Source organism: Sphingobium sp. RC1 (genome assembly GCF_059738765.1).
Genome location: NZ_AP027307.1, coordinates 24100 through 41296 on the forward strand (window position 1 = coordinate 24100; position 17197 = coordinate 41296).

Consider the following 17197-nt stretch of genomic DNA (forward strand, 5'->3'; position numbering starts at 1 on the left):
ACAGATGAAAATTACAGAAAGTCTGGCAGAATTTTGCGCCACCGTCTCGGTCGACACCCTTCCGGCCGACGTCGTGGCGCGCACCCCGCTTCTCCTGCTCGATTTGGTCGGCAGTATCGTGCGGGCGCGGAGCGAAGCGGCGGTCGCTCCGGCCTTGCTTGCCACTGTATCCGCCATGGGCCTGGGAAATGGAGCGGCCTGGGTATTTGGCGACGCGGCAGGCTATGCCCCGGCGGGCGCGGCGCTGCTCAATGGAGCGCTTGGCCATGCGCTCGACTTTGACGATACTCATGCGGCAGGGACGTTGCACCCCGGAGCGCCGGTCATTCCGGCCGCGCTCGCCGCGGCGGAGATAGTGGGAGCGCCCGGAGCGGACATTCTCGCCGCGATCGTCGCTGGTTATGAGACGTGCTGCCGGATCGCGGTGGCGCTGCCAGCGGGAGACCATTACGCGCGTGGCTTTCATCCCAGCGCGACCTGCGGCGTGTTTGGCGCGGCTGCCGCTGCGGCGCGGATATTCGGCCTTGATACGGCAGGGATCGTCTCGGCTCTCGGCATTGCGCTGAGCCAGAGTGCGGGCAGTCTCCAGTTCCTGGCCGATGGCGCGCAGACGAAGCCGTTTCAGGTCGGATGGGCGGCGATGGCTGGTTTGACCGCTGCAACCTTGGCGCGCAACGGCTACAAGGGGCCCGCCGAAGCGATCGAGGGGCGCCATGGCTTTCTTCAGGGTTACGCGCCCTCCCCCCGGCCAGAGCGGGTCGTGCAGGCCCTCGGTTCGGTTTTTGAGCTGATGAATACCGGCATCAAGCCCTATCCATCCTGCCGCTACGGCCATGCCGGTATCGACGCCGTGCTGGCGCTGCGGGAGGAGCAAGGATTGCAGCCAGATGAGGTGGACAGCATCACCTATGGACTGTCGAACGCGGGCCTGTTGCTGGTGGGCGCGCCGATCGGGCATAAGCGCAACCCGAGCAATATTGTGGACGCGCAGTTCAGCGCGCCGTTCGTGCTGTCCTGCGCTCTGGTCACGGGCGCGATGGGGTGGGACAGCTACGAGCGGCTGAACGACCCGGTAATCCGTTCGATGCTGCCCAAGGTCGACTGTATCCACGACCCGGAAATCGAGGCGGAATTCCCTACCAACATGTCGGGAAAGATCACCATCGCAGCGCGTGGCCGGACATTCAGCCGCAAGGTGGTCGTGCCGCTTGGCGAACCTTCCAACTTCCTCGCCACGGATGCACTGCTTGCGAAGTTCCTGGCGCTTGCTGCTCCCATACTTGGATCAGACAAAGCGAACGCGCTCGCCGTTGCTGCACTAGACCTTGCCGCTTTGCCCGGAGTTGAAAAACTGACGGGCCTCGCGGTGTAAATCTCGTCTCGCGCCCACCAGCCTGTCGAGCTGGCGGCGGGCATTCCGCGCGAAGAGACGATGCGCCGCATCTATGCGAACCGCACGCAATGGCTGGATTCCGCGCTGCACCGCATTCCATTCTAATACCAACGCTCGCGGAGGCAGACTCACGCCAGGGATTTCCAAAAGCCTGAAATTATGATTCGAGATTGCAAGCAGAAGGAGGCTTGCGATGGCGGCGGCGATTGGGGTTCGAACTGACTACACATCAGTGGAGTTACGTGGGTTTTCTCGCCGATGCGGAGACGCCGATCAGGTTCGGCGGTTATTGGCAGTTGCGGTGATCCTGGATGGCGGGAGCCGGAGCGATGCAGCCAAGGTTGCCGGTGTGACGCTACAGATCGTGCGCGACTGGGTCTTGCGGTTCAACAAGGATGGTCCTGATGGCTTGGCGACGCGCAAGGCGCCAGGGCGGGCTTCGATCCTCAACGACGAGCAGCGTGCCCGGCTTGCCGGACAAATCGAGGTCGGTCCTATCCCGGCAGCGCATGGCGTCGTACGCTGGCGGCTTGCCGATCTGGCCCAGTGGATATGGGATGAGTTCGGCCTCTCGGTCACGCGTCAAACCCTTGGGCGCGAGCTTCGCGCAATGGGCTACCGCAAACTCTCCGCGCGGCCGCGCCATCGCGGTCAGAAACCCGATGATGTTGCTGATTTTAAAAAAACTTCGCAGCCCGTTTGGCGCAAATCACCCGATCGCTCCCAAAGGGAACGGCGGTAGAACTATAGTGGGCAGACGAAGCAAGGGTCGGGCAGCAGACCAAGCTCACCCGGCGCTGGGCGAAGCGCGGCACGAGGCCATCAGCGCCCAAGGATCAACGGCGATCGTCGGCATGGATTTTCGGGGCGATCTGTCCGGCCGAAGGCAAGGCCGCGGGTATCGTCATGCCCAAGTGCAACAGCGAAGCGATGAGCATGCACCTCGAGGAGATCGCCTTCCACGTCGCCCCGGGCGCCCACGCGGTGCTGCTACTCGATCAAGCCGGATGGCATGGCTCGGCCGAACTGGTCGTTCCGCCCAATATCACTTTGATGCCGCTACCCCCCAGATGTCCCGAGCTCAATCCTGTCGAGAACCTGTGGCAATTCATGCGCGACAACTGGCTGTCGAACCGCATCTTCAAATCGTACGACGATATCGTCGATCACTGTTGCTACGCCTGGAACAAGCTGGCTGATCAGCCTTGGCGCATCATGTCCATTGGACTGCGAAAATGGGCGCATGGGTTCTGATCAATGCGCCTTGGTATTAGGTGATTCTATGAAAATTCGCTAACTTTTTGCATATCGCGGCCGCCTCGTGATCTGCCGCCACCTGCTTGGTTGGACGTTATCCCCTTGGCCATCATGGCCACTGGAGATGTGTCATGGGATTATCAGAATTTGATCCCGCCGCTCGTGAGCGGGTGTCGTGGAACGCTGGACGCAAGGTCGGCGCAAAGCGCGCGCTCAAGCCGATGCAGAACGGCTACGTCGAGAGCTTCAATGGTCGCATGCGCGACGAGCTGCTCAACGAGACTCTGTTCCTGAGCCTCGACCATGTCCGCGTGGTGATCTCCGCCTGGGCAGAGGACTACAAATCAGGAGAGGGCGCACTCATCCCTGGGACACGAGACCCCACAGGCGTCCGCCGCTGAATAGATAAGCAATGGCCTGCTTCGCTACGCCCTACGAGCTCCGCGTTCGAGGACGAATGACGAAAGGCGTAGTAAGGAACTTGTATGTAGCGCGTGGAAACCATCGGGAATGCGCAACTGACTGAGAGAGAATCGCTATACTTTTCCGTCGTTTTAAGGAGCGGCGCCTGTCCTCCCAGTTACTCAGCTGAACCCTCGCAGCGCCATAAGAGCAGGCCATAGGTGGTGATCGCTTCAAGTGAATTGTTTTTTTGCGATCGAGAATTTGTGTTCTAAATGAGGCGGAATGCCAGAGGGATTGGTTCTCTCCCCTCTTGCCGCTGGTCCCTGACTTTGTGTCCCAGAAGGAAAACCTAGATGTTGGAAAATGTTTCACAACCCCGCGATCTGGACGAGTTTCTGGATGTGATCCGTGCGCGCTACGATGATCTCAGTGACCGGCTGCAGCGCATCGCCCGACACATTCTGGACGAACCGAACGACATAGCCTTTGAAACCTTGGCTGTGGTGGCGGAGCGCAGCGGCGTTCAACCGTCTGCCATCGTCCGCTTTGCCCAAGCCTTTGGCTTTTCAGGTGCCACCCCGATGCAGCGCCTAGTGCGCGATGGCCTGCTGCGTGAAGATCGCTCCGTCGGCTATGCCGAACGGATCCGGCAGCATCGCTACGGGACTACTGGGGAAGCTGAAGGCCCGCGCCAGCTGCTTTCGGAATTCGTTGAAGGAAATATTCTTGCCCTGGAAAATTTAAATCACGCGGTAGGCTTGCGCGAACTGTCCGAAGCGATTGAGATGCTTCACGAGGCGGAGACCGTTTTTGTGGCGGGGTTTCGTCGTTCATTCCCTGTCGCGACTTACCTCGCCTATATGCTGGGACAGGCGGGCAAGCGAACCGTCCTTGTCGATGGACTAGCTGGGCTTCAGATCCAGCAGGTCGGCGGGCTTGGTGCCGGCGACGTCATGCTGGCAATCAGTTTTTCGCCCTATAGTCATGAAACGTTGAACTTGGTCGAGACGGCAAAGGATCGCTGCCCGGTCATCGCAATCACCGACAGCGTCATCGGCCCGATAGCCAGAGACGCGAATCTGATCCTTCAGGTGCGCGAGTCCGAAGTGCGCGGCTTTCGCTCGCTTGCCGCATCGATGTGCCTGGCCCAGTCGCTCGCCATTGGTGCGGCTGCCCGCCGTGATGAAGCGGCATCGGATCGGGGTCAGATAAAAAACACCTAGCTTCCGATTGAGCTATTGCACCGAACGTTCTGATCCAATATATCATGGAATGTAATTTCCAGAGGAGAGGGATGGTGGGGCAGCTGCCGGGCCAATGCACCGATATTGCGAAAGACGCTCTAATTCACCCGGCACAGGACTGGTTCAAGGTGGACGCGCTTCTGAGCGATGCAATCGAGCGCGGATTGCTGAGCGGTGCGGCGACGGCTATATGGCGGGGCCATGCCGCCGTGCACGGTTCAGCGATCGGTTGGCGCGACGTCGCTGCGCGCGACCCGATGCAGGAAGATTCTATCTTCAGGCTCTATTCGATGACCAAGCCGGTAACGGCGGTCGCGATGATGATCCTCTGGGACGAAGGTAAATGGTCGCCATCCGACCCGATTGCCGATCACCTGCCCGAACTCGCCGACCTGCTGGTGCTTGAGCAGGGCCTGTTCCCCGACACCTTGTCGCTCGTTCCCCCCGCCAGTCCGCCGACCCTGGAGCATCTGATGACGCACCAGGCCGGTTTCGCCTATGGTTTTACCGACGAGCCGGTCGACCGCCTTTTTCGTGCCGCCCATGTTCCGGCAATCCCCCATGACATCAGTGCGCGGGAGTATTTGAAGCGTTTGGCGCAGGTGCCGCTTGCTTTCCATCCGGGCACCGGGTGGCGATATGGCGCATCGATGGACGTGCAGGGCATCATCGTCGAGCGCCTGAGCGGCATGAGCCTGCGGGACTTCATGCGCGAACGCATTTTCGATCCGCTCGGCATGGTCGATACCGACTTCATCGTGCCCGAAGAAAAGCGCCACCGTCTCGCCACGCTTTATTCGCTGGCGGGCGACACGCTGATCGAAGTGAGCCGCGATGACGAGGAACTCCATTATGAGAATATCTCTGGCCTGACGCCTCGGGACGTGGTGCTTCCCTATGACAGCGCGCCCCTCCTCGCGTCGGGCGGGGGTGGCCTGGCGTCGACCGCTGGCGATTATCTGCGCTTTGGCCGCATGCTGCTGGGTCAGGGGGAACTGGATGGCAAGCGGATCATCAGCCGCGAAGCCGCCGCCCTGATGATGCACAGCCATACGCCCAATCATCTGCTCATTGGCGGGTTCGGCACGCCGCCGCACTCTCTGCGGCCCGGTTATGAATATGCCTATAACGGCGTCACGATCATCGATCCGCAACAGGCGGGCGTGCGTCTGGGGCGCGGCACCTATTTCTGGGATGGCGCCGCAGGGTGCTGGTTCTGGGCTGATCCGCAAAATGATGTGGTCTTCGTCTGCATGGTTCAACTGCTGACGGATGCCGATCGGCTGTCGTTGCAGTTCCGCAGCCGCGACGTGGTGGCCGACATCCTGGCCGCGATCGACCGGCACGACACCGCCCCGTCCTTATCCATCCATGGCGGGGGCAGGCAATGAGCGGTACTTCGACGGGCGGTCGCGCCCTGGAACTTATCACCCTGGGCCGTTCAGGCATCGACCTTTATGGCGAACAGGTCGGCGGGCGGCTGGAGGATATGGGTTCCTTTGCCAAATATGTCGGGGGCAGTCCCACCAACAGCGCCATCGGCGCAGCGCGGCTGGGGCTTCATACGGGCATTATCACGCGTGTCGGGTCCGACCATATGGGGCGCTTCATTATTGAGCAACTGGCGGCGGAGGGGGTCGATGTCACCGGTGTCATCAGCGATCCAGATCGGCTGACCGCGCTCGTCATCCTGGGCATTCGCGATGCGGATCGTTTCCCGCTCATCTTCTACCGTGAAAATTGCGCCGACATGGCGCTGTGCGAAGAGGATATCGATCCCGATTTCGTCGCCTCCGCCGGCGCGCTTTTGATCAACGGCACGCATCTTTCGCAGCCGGGCGTCCGCGCCGCCACGTTGAAAGCGGTGCAGGCGATCAGGGCGGCTGGCGGCCGTGTCATCTTCGACATCGATTACCGCCCAGTGCTGTGGGGGCTGGCGTCGAAGGACAATGGGGAAGACCGTTTCGTTTCGAGCGATTGGGTGACGCAGGACTTGCAGGAAATCCTGCCCCTGTGCGACCTCATCGTCGGGACGGAGGAGGAAATCCACATTCTGGGCGGCACCACCGACACCATCGCGGCCCTGCGCGAAATCCGCGCGGGCAGCGACGCGCTGCTGGTGTGCAAGCGCGGATCGGACGGATGCGTCGCCTTGCCGGGCGCGATACCGGACCATCTGGACCAGGGCATTGTCGGCAAGGGCTTTCCCATCGAAGTGTTCAACGTTTTGGGCGCAGGGGACGCGTTCATGGCCGGGTTCCTGCGCGGCTGGCTGCGTGATGAAAGCATCGAGCAATGCTGCACCTATGGCAACGCCTGCGGTGCCATCGTCGTGTCGCGGCACGGCTGCGCCCCAGCCCAGCCGAGCTGGGAGGAACTGCGAGTGTTTCTTTCGCGCAGCGATTGGCCCGCGCGCCTGCGCGACAGCGCCGCGCTGGAACATACGCATTGGGCGACCAATCGCTTGGCGGAACATGGCGACCTGACCGTGCTGGCGATCGACCATCGCGCCCAGTTTGACGAACTTGTCGAGGAACTGGGCACCAACAACTTGCATCGCGTATCGCGGTTCAAGGAATTGGCGTTGCAAGCCATGGCTGAGGTTGCCGGTGGCGATGCCGGTTTCGGGCTACTCGCCGACGGCCGCTATGGACGGACCGCGCTGGAAATGGCTGCCGACACGACCTGTTGGATCGGTCGGCCGATCGAATTGCCCGGATCGCGACCCTTGCGGTTCGAAGGCGGGCGCGAAGCCGCCACGATCTTGGCCGACTGGCCGCTCGACCATGTGGTCAAATGTCTGGTTTTCTATCATCCCGATGATCCGGCGGAGCTTCGCGCCGATCAGGACCGGCAGATCCTCAACCTGTTCGAGGCATGTCGGCACAGGCGGCACGAATTATTGCTGGAGGTCATCGCCTCCAGGAGCGGCCCGGTCGAAACTGACACGGTGGCCAAGGTGATCGAGCATATATATGATCTGGGCGTGTATCCCGACTGGTGGAAGCTGGAGCCAGCGGTCGAACCGGCGACCTGGGCAGCCATCGAACGGGTAATCGCGGCGCGCGATCCCTACTGCCGCGGTATATTGCTGCTGGGGCTGGCATCGGAAGAGGACGCCTTACTGACCAGCTTTTCCGCCGCCGTTGAGCACCCGCTGGTCAAGGGTTTCGCTGTCGGCCGAACGATATGGGTGGAGCCCGCCATGCGCTGGTTCAAGGATGAGATCGACGATGAAGAGGCCGTCGCGCAGATGGCCGCGAGTTTCAACATGCTGGCACAGGCATGGCGCGACGCAAGGCGGACACAGGCGCTATGAGCGGAGAAACCGTCAGGCTGACCATGGCGCAGGCGCTCATTCGCTGGATGGTGGCGCAGCGCGTCGAGATCGGCGGGGTCGAGCAACCTTTTTTCGCTGGGGTCTGGGCGATCTTCGGCCATGGCAATGTCGCAGGCGTCGGGGAGGCGCTGGCGGAAATCGACGAAGCCCTTCCGACATATCGCGCCCATAATGAGCAGGGAATGGCGCATGCCGCCATCGCCTTCGCCAAGGCAAATCGCCGCCAGCGGGCAATGGCCTGTACGACGTCGATCGGGCCGGGCGCCACCAATATGGTGACCGCCGCCGCGCTCGCCCATGTCAACCGTTTGCCGGTGCTGTTCCTGCCCGGTGACGTATATGCGAGCCGCCTGCCCGATCCCGTCCTTCAGCAGATTGAGGATTTCGGCGATGGGACGGTCAGCGCCAGCGACTGCTTCCGCCCGGTCAGCCGCTATTTCGACCGCATTACCCGGCCCGAACAGATATTGGATGCCGCCCCGCGCGCCATGGCGGTGATGATCGACCCGGCCCGTTGTGGCCCCGTCACCCTGTCCCTGTGCCAGGATGTGCAGGCGGAGGCTTTCGATTGCCCGGTCAGCTTCCTGGAACCGCGCCTGTGGCGGCAGCGGCGACCCCGCACCGACGAAACGGAATTCAACGCGCTGGTGCAGGCGGTGCGTGCTGCGCAGCGGCCACTGATCGTGACCGGCGGCGGTGTCCTCTATTCCCGCGCCGAAGATGCGTTAGCCGCGCTGGCGGAGACCACAGGCATTCCCGTTGCGGAAACGCAGGCGGGGAAGGGTGCGCTCATCGCCAGTCACGGCCAGTTGCTTGGCGCGATCGGCGTCACCGGGACCAGCGCCGCCAATCGCGCCGCGCTCGATGCGGACCTCATCATCGGCATCGGCACCCGGCTGCAGGATTTCACCACGGGGTCACGCACGCTGTTCCAGGGCGATCTGTTCCAGGTCAATGTCGCGCCGCATGACGCGCACAAGCACGGCGCGAAGAGCGTCGTGGGCGACGCGCGCGTCGTGATCGAGGCTCTGACCAATGCGCTGGCGGGCTGGCGCGTTCCACAGGCGTGGGAACGGGAGAATGGTGTGGCCATGGCGGACTGGAGCGAGGCGGGCGACGTGGCGATGGCTCCGTGCGACGGCCTTCCTTCCGACGCGGCGGTGATCGGCGCGGTGTTACGGAATGCGCCCGATGACGCCGTTGTTGTCTGCGCGGCCGGTGGCCTGCCCGGTGAACTGCACAAGCTATGGCGCGTGAAGAAGCCAGGCGGCTACCATGTCGAGTACGGCTTTTCCTGCATGGGATATGAGATTGCCGGCGGCCTGGGCGTGAAGATGGCAAATCCCACGCGGGAGACATTCGTCCTTGTCGGTGACGGCAGCTATCTGATGCTGAATTCAGAGCTGGCGACCTCGGTCATGTTGGGTTTCAAGCTCATCGTCGTGCTGCTCGACAATGGCGGCTATGGCTGCATCAATCGGTTGCAACAGGCGACAGGCGGGCGGCCTTTCAACAACCTGCTGGCCGATGCGCGGCAGGAAGCGCTCCCCACGGTCGATTTCGCCGCCCACGCCCGTAGTCTGGGCGCCTGTGCGGAAAAAGTGTCCGGCATCGCTTCGCTTGAAGAGGCGCTCGCCCGAGCCGCCTTATCATCGACCAGCTACGTCATCGTTCTCGATACCGATCCCGCGATAACTACCAAGTCGGGCGGGCATTGGTGGGACGTCGCGGTGCCGCAGGTGTCGGCCCGCGATGAAGTCGCTGCGGCCCTCATTCGATATGAAGATATGAAGAAGAGGCGGAAGCCATGACGATACGCTGGGGTGTAAGCCCGATTGCCTGGGCCAATGACGACATGCCCGAACTAGGCGGCGACATCACGCTGGATGAACTGCTGAGCGACGTCAGCCAGATCGGCTTTGAAGGGGTGGAGCTTGGCTGCAAGTTCCCGCGCGATCCTGCCACCTTGAAACCGATCATGGCCACCCACGGGCTGGATATCGTCGGCGGCTGGTATTCGTCGAACCTTCTCACGCGCGACGCCGATGCCGAAATCGCCGCCATGGCAGACCATCTCGCGTTGCTGGAGGCGATGGGATCGAGCGTCTTCATTCTCGCCGAAACGTCGAACGCGGTACATGGCGACCGGTCCTGTCCCCTCGATGTCCATCCCCGGATCGACGATCAGGCCTGGGAGCGCTTCGGCGCGCGGTTGAACGCGGTGGCGGCGCATGTAAACAGGCGCGGGCTGCGTTTTGCCTACCATCACCATCTCGGCACCGTTGTCGAGACTGCCGAAGAGTTGCGGCGCTTCTTCGATGTCACCGACGAGCATGTCGGTTTGACGCTCGACACCGGCCATGCCCTTTGCGGCGGTATCGATCCGCTGAAGATCATCGGTGAACGGCCCGAGCGCGTGAACCATGTCCATTGCAAGGATGTACGCCGTGGGCGGTACAACAGGCTGCGTGCTGGCGGCGCAAGCTTCCTCGACGGCGTGGTCGGTGGGATGTTCACTGCCCCTGGCGACGGCGCCTATGATTATGCGTCATTCCTGGGCGCGCTGGCCCGCATCGGCTACATCGGCTGGATCGTGGTTGAGGCAGAGCAGGATCCAGCGATCGCCAATCCCCGCGTGTACCAGCAGCTGGGCCTCGAGACACTCCGAAGCCTCGCCGCCGAGGTGGGGCTGGCGGCATGAGCCTCAAGGTCCGCAGCCACGATCCTGACGCGCACGGCGTGATGCTAGACGTCACACCGGAAAGCGCGGGCTGGCGTTATGTCGGATTCAAGGTGCTCCGTCTGGCGGCGGGGCAGGTCCATGAGGGTGGAGAGGCAGGCCGGGAAGCGTGCCTCGTCATCCTGTCCGGCGTGATTGATGTTAAGGCCGGCGAAGAGCGTTTCGCCGAGCTGGGCGGTCGGACAGACGTTTTTGCGGGACCCGCGACGTCGGTTTATGTTCCTGCCGGGACATCCTACCGCATTGAGGCCGCCAATGCCACGGAAGTGGCGATCTGCACTGCGCCCGGTGGCGGTGATCGGCGTCCGCGCGTCATCGCGCCCGAAGATGTGGGGCTGGAAACGCGCGGACATGGCACGAACCAGCGCTTCGTACGCAACATACTGGATGACAAGGCGGACGCGCACAGCCTGTTGGTGGTGGAAGTCATCACCCCTGGCGGACATTGGTCCAGCTATCCTCCCCACAAGCATGATCGCGATGCGTGGCCGGAAGAAACCTTCCTGGAGGAAACCTATTATCATCGCCTTTCGCCGCCGCAGGGTTTTGCCTTCCAACGCGTCTATACCGATGACCGGTCGATTGACGAGACGATGGCGGTGGAGGATGGCGATGTGGTCAAAGTGCCGCGCGGATACCACCCGGTCGGGGCGCCGCATGGCTATGATCTTTATTATCTGAACGTGATGGCCGGTCCCCGTCGCAACTGGGTGTTTGCCAATGATCCCGCACATGACTGGATCGCGCGCGGCATATCTGCAAACCCGGACATAGGAGAATAAGGCGTGCCCCTGAATCCAGTGCAGGAACTTCATGACCCTGAAGGACCTATCCCGACCGACCCGGTAAGGATGGGTGACTGTCGAATGAAGGTGGATTGCGCCCTCTGCGTCTGAAGCCTGTCCAGCCCCGTCCATGGGATGCTGCACCTTCTCCATGGCGGCGGCTGGGCAACGATGAGCGTCGAAATCGTCGCTCGACCCACTGAATATATCAAGACCTGCTCATGAAGAGCCGGAACAGCATCTAATCTTGCCGGGAGAAGCCGAAATGCGAAATATTCCCCACTTCATCGGCGGACGCGCGGTCAGTTCCGTATCCGCCCGCACCGGGGACGTATATGATCCTAACAATGGTAAGGTGCAGGCCCGCGTCGGCCTGGGCACGGCCGAAGAGCTGCAACAGGCCGTCGATGCAGCAGTGGCGGCGCAGCCGGCATGGGCGGCCGTAAATCCGCAGCGCCGGGCGCGTGTCATGTTTGACTTCAAGCGGCTGGTCGAACGCGACATGGACGATCTTGCCCATCTGCTGGCATCGGAACATGGCAAGGTCATCGCCGACGCCAGGGGTGATATCCAGCGGGGTCTCGACGTTGTGGAGTTTGCCTGCGGCATCCCGCATTTGTTGAAGGGCGACTATACCGAAGGCGCCGGTCCCGGCATCGACGTCTATTCCATGCGCCAGCCGATCGGCATCGGCGCGGGTATCACGCCCTTCAATTTTCCGGCCATGATCCCGCTGTGGATGAGCGCGGTGGCGATGGCGTGCGGTAACGCCTTCATCCTCAAGCCGTCAGAGCGTGACCCATCCACCTCCATCCGCCTGGCAGAGCTGCTGACGGAGGCGGGGCTGCCCGACGGCATTTTCCAGGTGGTTCAGGGCGACAAGGAAATGGTCGACGCCATTTTGGACCATCCGGCGATTTCGGCGGTCAGCTTCGTCGGCTCGTCGGACATCGCTCATTATGTCTATAATCGCGGCGTCGCGGCTGGAAAGCGCGTGCAGGCCATGGGCGGCGCGAAAAATCACGGCATCGTCATGCCCGACGCCGATCTGGACCAGACCGTCGCCGACCTGTGCGGTGCGGCCTTCGGATCTGCGGGCGAACGCTGCATGGCGCTGCCGGTGGTGGTGCCGGTCGGGCAGGATACGGCCGAACGGCTCAAGGCAAAGCTCATCCCCGCCATTGAGGCGCTGCGCGTCGGCGTCTCGACCGATGCGGATGCGCATTACGGCCCGGTGGTGACAGCCCAGCACAAGGCCCGCATCGAACAGTGGATACAGACCGGTGTCGAGGAAGGGGCCGAACTGGTCATCGACGGACGCGGCTTTTCCCTTCAGGGGTATGAAGACGGCTTTTTCGTCGGCCCGACGCTGTTCGACCATGTGACGCCCGACATGAGCGCTTATCGGGAAGAGATTTTCGGACCCGTGCTCCAGATGGTGCGCGCCGACAGTTTCGAGGATGCCCTCGCTCTGCCTTCAAAGCATCAATATGGCAACGGCGTCGCCATCTTCACCCGCAACGGTCAAGCCGCTCGCGAATTTGCCGCTCGGGTGAATGTCGGCATGGTCGGCATCAACGTACCCATACCGGTGCCGGTCGCCTATCACAGCTTCGGCGGTTGGAAGCGTTCGGGGTTCGGCGATCACAATCAGCATGGGGAAGAGGGCGTTCGGTTCTGGACAAAGGTGAAAACGGTGACCCAGCGCTGGCATGGCCCGTCGGCTTCTCCTGAGGGAACGGCTCTTTCGGACGCCTTCCTGATCCCGACCATGAAATGACGATCCTCGATCGGTTCCAACACCGGTCGGCATAACCCGACGAGGGCTTGATGACGCTTAGTGAATTCAGCCATGTTATCGGCGCATCGCATCCTCCCCTTCGGGAGGACACGATCGGAGAAGCGCTGGAACTCGCAGCGCAGCGCTGGCCCGATGACGACGCGCTCGTCGCGCGTCATGGCAATGTCCGCTATTCCTGGTCGGAACTGAAGGCGGTGACGGACGCCTTCGCGGCGGGGCTGCTGGCTTTGGGCATAGGGCGGGGCGACCGGGTGGGCATCTGGGCGCCCAATTGTGCCCAGTGGACCATTGCTCAGCTGGCGACCGCCCGCGCAGGCATGATATTAGTCAACATCAACCCCGCCTATCGCATAGGTGAGCTTGAATATACGCTGGCAAAGGTGGATGTGAAGGCGCTGATCTGCGCGGCATCGTTCAAGACCAGCGATTATGTTGCCATGGCAGAGGCGTTAGTTACCCGCTTTGGCGAAGGGCCGGGCGAGATCGTCTCGGATCGCCTCCCGGCGCTCCGCTATTTGATAAAGATCGATGGTGATCGGCGTCCGGGATGGCTTGATTTTGACGATGTCGCCGCGTCGCGGACACCGACATCAGAAGCGGAACTTGCAAGCGTCGCCGTGACGCTGCAGGCGAGCGATCCTATCAATATCCAGTTTACCAGCGGCACCACCGGATCGCCCAAGGGCGTAACCCTCTCGCACCGCAATGTCCTCAATAATGCATCCATGTGCGGTACAGCAATGGGTGCGGTCGCGGGTGATCGGATATGCATAGCCGTGCCGCTCTATCATTGTTTCGGCATGGTGATGAGCAACCTCATGAGCGTCGTCCATGGCGTCACCATGATCTACCCCTCGCCCGGCTTCGATCCGCTGGCGGTGCTGGAAACCGTCGAAGCGGAGCGCTGCACGATATTGCATGGCGTCCCGACGATGTTCATCGCCGAACTGGAGCATCCCGAATTTCCCCGCTTCGATTTGTCAACGCTGCGGACCGGACTGATGGCTGGGTCTCCCTGCCCTGAAGAATTGATGCGCAAGGTGATGACACGCATGCACATGCGCGACATCGGCATCGCCTACGGGATGACCGAAACCAGCCCGGTAAGCTTCCAGACGTCGCTGGACGATCCCATCGAAGTCCGCGTGGGCACGATCGGCCGCATCCAGCCCCATCTGGAGGCCAAGGTCGTCAATCCCGAAACCGGAACCACCGTCATGCGTGGTGAGCCAGGCGAATTGTGCATCCGCGGCTATTCAGTGATGCTCGGCTATTGGGGGGACCTGGAAAAAACGGCGGAGGTGGTGCGCCACGGGTGGATGCACAGCGGCGACATCGCCATCATCGACGGCGAGGGATATGCGCGGATCGTCGGTCGAATCAAGGATATGATCATCCGCGGCGGGGAGAATATCTATCCTCGCGAACTGGAAGAGTTGATCTATCTCCATCCGTCCGTTCTGGACGTGCAGGTGGTCGGCGTCCCTGACGCCAAGTTTGGGGAAGAAGTGGTGGCCTGCGTCAAGCTGCGCCCCGGCGAACCGGAGGATGCGGATGCGATCATCGCCTTCTGCCGTGGCCGCGTCGCACATTATAAGGTGCCGCGCTACGTTTGCTTCATGGACAGCTTCCCCATGACGGTATCGGGAAAGGTGCAGAAATTTCAGTTGCGTGAGATGATGGAAGCCGAACTGGCGAAGGCCGACGGCTGACAGGCGAGGGCGCATTTCCGCCCCGTCCGAACGACATTGTCGATTTTAGGAAAGGTATTCCCATGTTTCAGATCGCCCTGATAGGCGCGGGCCGGATCGGCAAGATCCACGCCGCCAACATCGCGGCTAACGGTCGCCTGTCGCTATCGCGAGTCGTTGATCCCTTTGGCGGGGCCGAGGAGCTGGCCCGTCTCTATGGCGCCCGCGTGTCATCGATCGAGGATGTCTGGTCCGATCCGGCGATCAGCGGGGTCGTGATCGCGAGCGCGACCGACACCCATCTGAACTATACGCTGGAATCGATCCGCGCGGACAAGCATGTCTTTTGCGAAAAGCCGCTGGATCAGGATGCCGGTCGCGCCGCTCAGGTCGAACAGGCGCTGATTGGCAGTGACCGCCACGTGCTGCTGGGGTTTAATCGGCGGTTCGATCCCAGCTTTGCCAGCCTGCAGCGGCGGCTGAAGCAGGGCGAGATTGGCGAGCTTGAGACGCTCCACATCATCAGCCACGATCCCGCGCCCCCGCCGGTTTCTTACGTCGCTGTGTCGGGCGGCATTTTCAAGGACATGGCAATCCACGATTTTGACATGGCCAGCTGGCTGCTGGGCGAGGAGATTGAAAGCGTATTCGCCTCCGCTTCCGTGTTGATCGATCCTGAAATAGGGGCCGCGGGCGACTTCGACACCGCCAAGATCATGCTGCGCACCGCCAGCGGCAAGCTGTGCGTCATCTCCAACAGCCGCCGCAGCGGTTACGGCTACGACCAGCGGATCGAGGCGTTCGGGTCGAAGGGGCTGATCCGGGCCGAAAACAAGTTGGAGACCAGCGTGCAGACGTGGACCCAGAATGGAGCCATGGGGGACTGCTTCCAGAACTTCTTCCTCGATCGTTACGCCGACGCCTACGCTAGCGAAGTGGAGCATTTCGCGGACATCATCGAGGGCAAATCACGTCCTTTGGCCGATGAGCGGGACGGCGTCAGGGCGCTGATATTGGCGGAAGCTGCCGACCGGTCTGCACGAGATGGGTCGGTTGTCATGCTGCGCTGTCCAGATTGATCCTGTCCCGGAAGCTGCGGGACGTCAGCGGAAATTAACGCATGATCCGATTGGGCTGAATCGGATCAGGCGCTAATTGTTTTTAGTTTTACGCATTCTTCGGGTCGTCAAATGACGAGATCTGACGGGAAAATGACTTGGCCGACCCTCAGCGCACGCCCCGGATGAAGAATGCGCTGATCCCTGCGGCAAGGGCGGTCACAGCGCCGAACAGATAGAGCGCGCCATAACCGAAGGCTAGGATCAGGCCGCCTGCAATGGCCGGGGAAACCAATTGTGGGGCGGCCGTCGCCACTGCCAATATCCCCATGTCGCGGCCCGCCGCCTCTTCCTCCGGCAGGACGAACGACATAAGTGCCAGGTCGATCGCCATGTAGGTTCCGAAGAAAATGCCGCTCAGCACCGAATAGACCAGCATGCCGTGCCAGTTGGGTGCGATGACGGGGACGATCAGCGACAGGCCTAGCCCGATCGCCGAAACGCCAACGATCAGCTTATGCCTCTGCAGCCGGTCGGCCAGCCAGCCCGCCACGAAGATTGCGCCGATCCAGGCCACCATGTTGACGGTGCTCAATATGCTTATCGCGACTTTCGCGCTATGCTGCGGCAAGGCGGCTGCCCCGATCTCGTCCTGCACGAAGTAGAAGAGATAGCCGCTGACGGAAAAATAGGCGACGAACAACAGCGCGCGCGACAGGAAGGCGAACGTGAAGTCTCGTGACCGGAAGCTTGAGAAGAAGTCGGCGATACGCCGTGAAAGCTTTATTTTCTCTGCCACGGGGGGAAGTTTTTCAGCCCTGAAGGGGCCTTCGGGCGCAAAGATCAGGAAGCCGGCAGTCAGCACCACGAACGCAGTCGCGATGGCCGCATAGCTGGTTGTCGTGTCTGCGCGTGCCGCGACGTTCACGCCAAAGATGATGCCGATCGGCACGCTGAGGCCGATCATCGCCGACGCGATGCCGCGTTTTTCGCGCGAAATACGGTCCGGCAGCACAGCTGTGAGAGCACCTTGATAGAAATTCATGGTGAACCAAAGCGTGACATAGATCAGAGCGAAAGGAAGCAATGCGTTCGCTTGGCTCATGAACATCATCAGGACGACTGACAGTAGCGCCATTGCGGCAAGCCAAGGCGTCCGCCGTCCCCAGCGGCTGCGTGTTCGATCCGATACGGCACCGCCCATTGGCAGCGAGATCACGGCGGATACGGCGCTGAGTGTCGTCAACAAACCCAGATTCGCCACCTTGTTGACGGGGTCGAGCGCATCCATCTGCGCAGGGATGAGTATCTGCTGAAGGCCTTGGAAGGTGGCGTACATGCCGACGGTAGGCAGAATCAGCAGGGTGATAAGGCGACCGGTGCCAACCTTTCCTGTTGCGGAAATAGGATGGGTGAGCGGCATGCCTTCGGTCGTCGCCTCGTTCACAAGATATCCACTCCTTTATCGATCCGTTGTCTCGTA

11 protein-coding genes and 2 pseudogenes are annotated in these 17197 nt (G+C 61.7%); 12 read left to right on the forward strand and 1 reads right to left on the reverse strand.

What is annotated here, in order from left to right; all coding sequences use genetic code 11:
- Nucleotides 1–4 precede the first annotated feature (4 nt).
- The 12 genes and pseudogenes from AC6JBC_RS13200 (at nt 5) to iolG (ending at nt 15735) form a co-directional block, all read left to right on the forward strand.
- Nucleotides 5–1372, forward strand: coding sequence for an MmgE/PrpD family protein (locus AC6JBC_RS13200; RefSeq protein ID WP_449470476.1), 1368 nt, complete (start codon nt 5–7; stop codon nt 1370–1372).
- 214 nt (nt 1373–1586) lie between these two features.
- Nucleotides 1587–2647, forward strand: a pseudogene (locus AC6JBC_RS13205) (IS630 family transposase).
- A 218-nt stretch (nt 2648–2865) separates the two neighbouring features.
- Nucleotides 2866–3111, forward strand: a pseudogene (locus tag AC6JBC_RS13210) (integrase core domain-containing protein); the annotation flags it as partial.
- Nucleotides 3112–3456: 345 nt separating this feature from the next.
- Nucleotides 3457–4278: a MurR/RpiR family transcriptional regulator gene (locus tag AC6JBC_RS13215; RefSeq protein WP_449470474.1), complete on the forward strand. Its 822-nt coding sequence runs from the start codon at nt 3457–3459 to the stop codon at nt 4276–4278.
- 44 nt (nt 4279–4322) lie between these two features.
- Nucleotides 4323–5690 (forward strand): serine hydrolase domain-containing protein, encoded by a 1368-nt coding sequence (locus AC6JBC_RS13220; RefSeq protein WP_498026111.1) that lies wholly within the window; start codon nt 4323–4325, stop codon nt 5688–5690.
- Entirely contained in the window at nt 5687–7618 is a 1932-nt protein-coding gene (locus tag AC6JBC_RS13225) for a bifunctional 5-dehydro-2-deoxygluconokinase/5-dehydro-2-deoxyphosphogluconate aldolase (RefSeq protein WP_449470472.1), read from the forward strand. The genes AC6JBC_RS13220 and AC6JBC_RS13225 overlap by 4 nt, the downstream gene beginning before the upstream one ends.
- Complete coding sequence (gene iolD, locus AC6JBC_RS13230) at nt 7615–9450, forward strand: 3D-(3,5/4)-trihydroxycyclohexane-1,2-dione acylhydrolase (decyclizing) (RefSeq protein ID WP_449470471.1); 1836 nt, start codon at nt 7615–7617, stop codon at nt 9448–9450. Before AC6JBC_RS13225 ends, iolD begins: the two co-directional genes overlap by 4 nt.
- The gene (gene iolE / locus AC6JBC_RS13235; RefSeq protein WP_449470470.1) at nt 9447–10340 is read left to right on the forward strand and encodes a myo-inosose-2 dehydratase; all 894 of its coding nucleotides are present in this window, start codon (nt 9447–9449) and stop codon (nt 10338–10340) included. Before iolD ends, iolE begins: the two co-directional genes overlap by 4 nt.
- Entirely contained in the window at nt 10337–11161 is an 825-nt protein-coding gene (gene iolB / locus AC6JBC_RS13240; protein ID WP_449470469.1) for a 5-deoxy-glucuronate isomerase, read from the forward strand. Before iolE ends, iolB begins: the two co-directional genes overlap by 4 nt.
- Before the next feature lie 268 nt (nt 11162–11429).
- Nucleotides 11430–12944 carry a CoA-acylating methylmalonate-semialdehyde dehydrogenase gene (locus AC6JBC_RS13245; protein WP_449470468.1) on the forward strand — a complete coding sequence of 505 codons (1515 nt, stop codon included), beginning with the start codon at nt 11430–11432 and terminating at the stop codon, nt 12942–12944.
- Between the two features lie 50 nt (nt 12945–12994).
- Complete coding sequence (locus AC6JBC_RS13250) at nt 12995–14677, forward strand: AMP-binding protein (RefSeq protein ID WP_449470467.1); 1683 nt, start codon at nt 12995–12997, stop codon at nt 14675–14677.
- 62 nt (nt 14678–14739) lie between these two features.
- Complete coding sequence (iolG, locus tag AC6JBC_RS13255; RefSeq protein ID WP_449470466.1) at nt 14740–15735, forward strand: inositol 2-dehydrogenase; 996 nt, start codon at nt 14740–14742, stop codon at nt 15733–15735.
- A gap of 148 nt (nt 15736–15883) precedes the next feature.
- Here iolG and AC6JBC_RS13260 read toward each other — a convergent pair whose 3' ends face one another.
- Entirely contained in the window at nt 15884–17161 is a 1278-nt protein-coding gene (locus AC6JBC_RS13260) for an MFS transporter (protein WP_449470465.1), read from the reverse strand.
- Between the last annotated feature and the right edge of the window lie 36 nt (nt 17162–17197).

What these genes read in the sequence shown, in the direction of transcription:
- AC6JBC_RS13200 (WP_449470476.1), top strand. Translation starts at nt 5, where the DNA reads ATGAAAATTACAGAAAGTCTGGCAGAATTTTGCGCCACCGTCTCGGTC.
- AC6JBC_RS13220 (WP_498026111.1), top strand. Translation starts at nt 4,323, where the DNA reads ATGGAATGTAATTTCCAGAGGAGAGGGATGGTGGGGCAGCTGCCGGGC.
- AC6JBC_RS13225 (WP_449470472.1), top strand. Translation starts at nt 5,687, where the DNA reads ATGAGCGGTACTTCGACGGGCGGTCGCGCCCTGGAACTTATCACCCTG.
- iolD (WP_449470471.1), top strand. Translation starts at nt 7,615, where the DNA reads ATGAGCGGAGAAACCGTCAGGCTGACCATGGCGCAGGCGCTCATTCGC.
- iolE (WP_449470470.1), top strand. Translation starts at nt 9,447, where the DNA reads ATGACGATACGCTGGGGTGTAAGCCCGATTGCCTGGGCCAATGACGAC.
- iolB (WP_449470469.1), top strand. Translation starts at nt 10,337, where the DNA reads ATGAGCCTCAAGGTCCGCAGCCACGATCCTGACGCGCACGGCGTGATG.
- AC6JBC_RS13245 (WP_449470468.1), top strand. Translation starts at nt 11,430, where the DNA reads ATGCGAAATATTCCCCACTTCATCGGCGGACGCGCGGTCAGTTCCGTA.
- AC6JBC_RS13250 (WP_449470467.1), top strand. Translation starts at nt 12,995, where the DNA reads ATGACGCTTAGTGAATTCAGCCATGTTATCGGCGCATCGCATCCTCCC.
- iolG (WP_449470466.1), top strand. Translation starts at nt 14,740, where the DNA reads ATGTTTCAGATCGCCCTGATAGGCGCGGGCCGGATCGGCAAGATCCAC.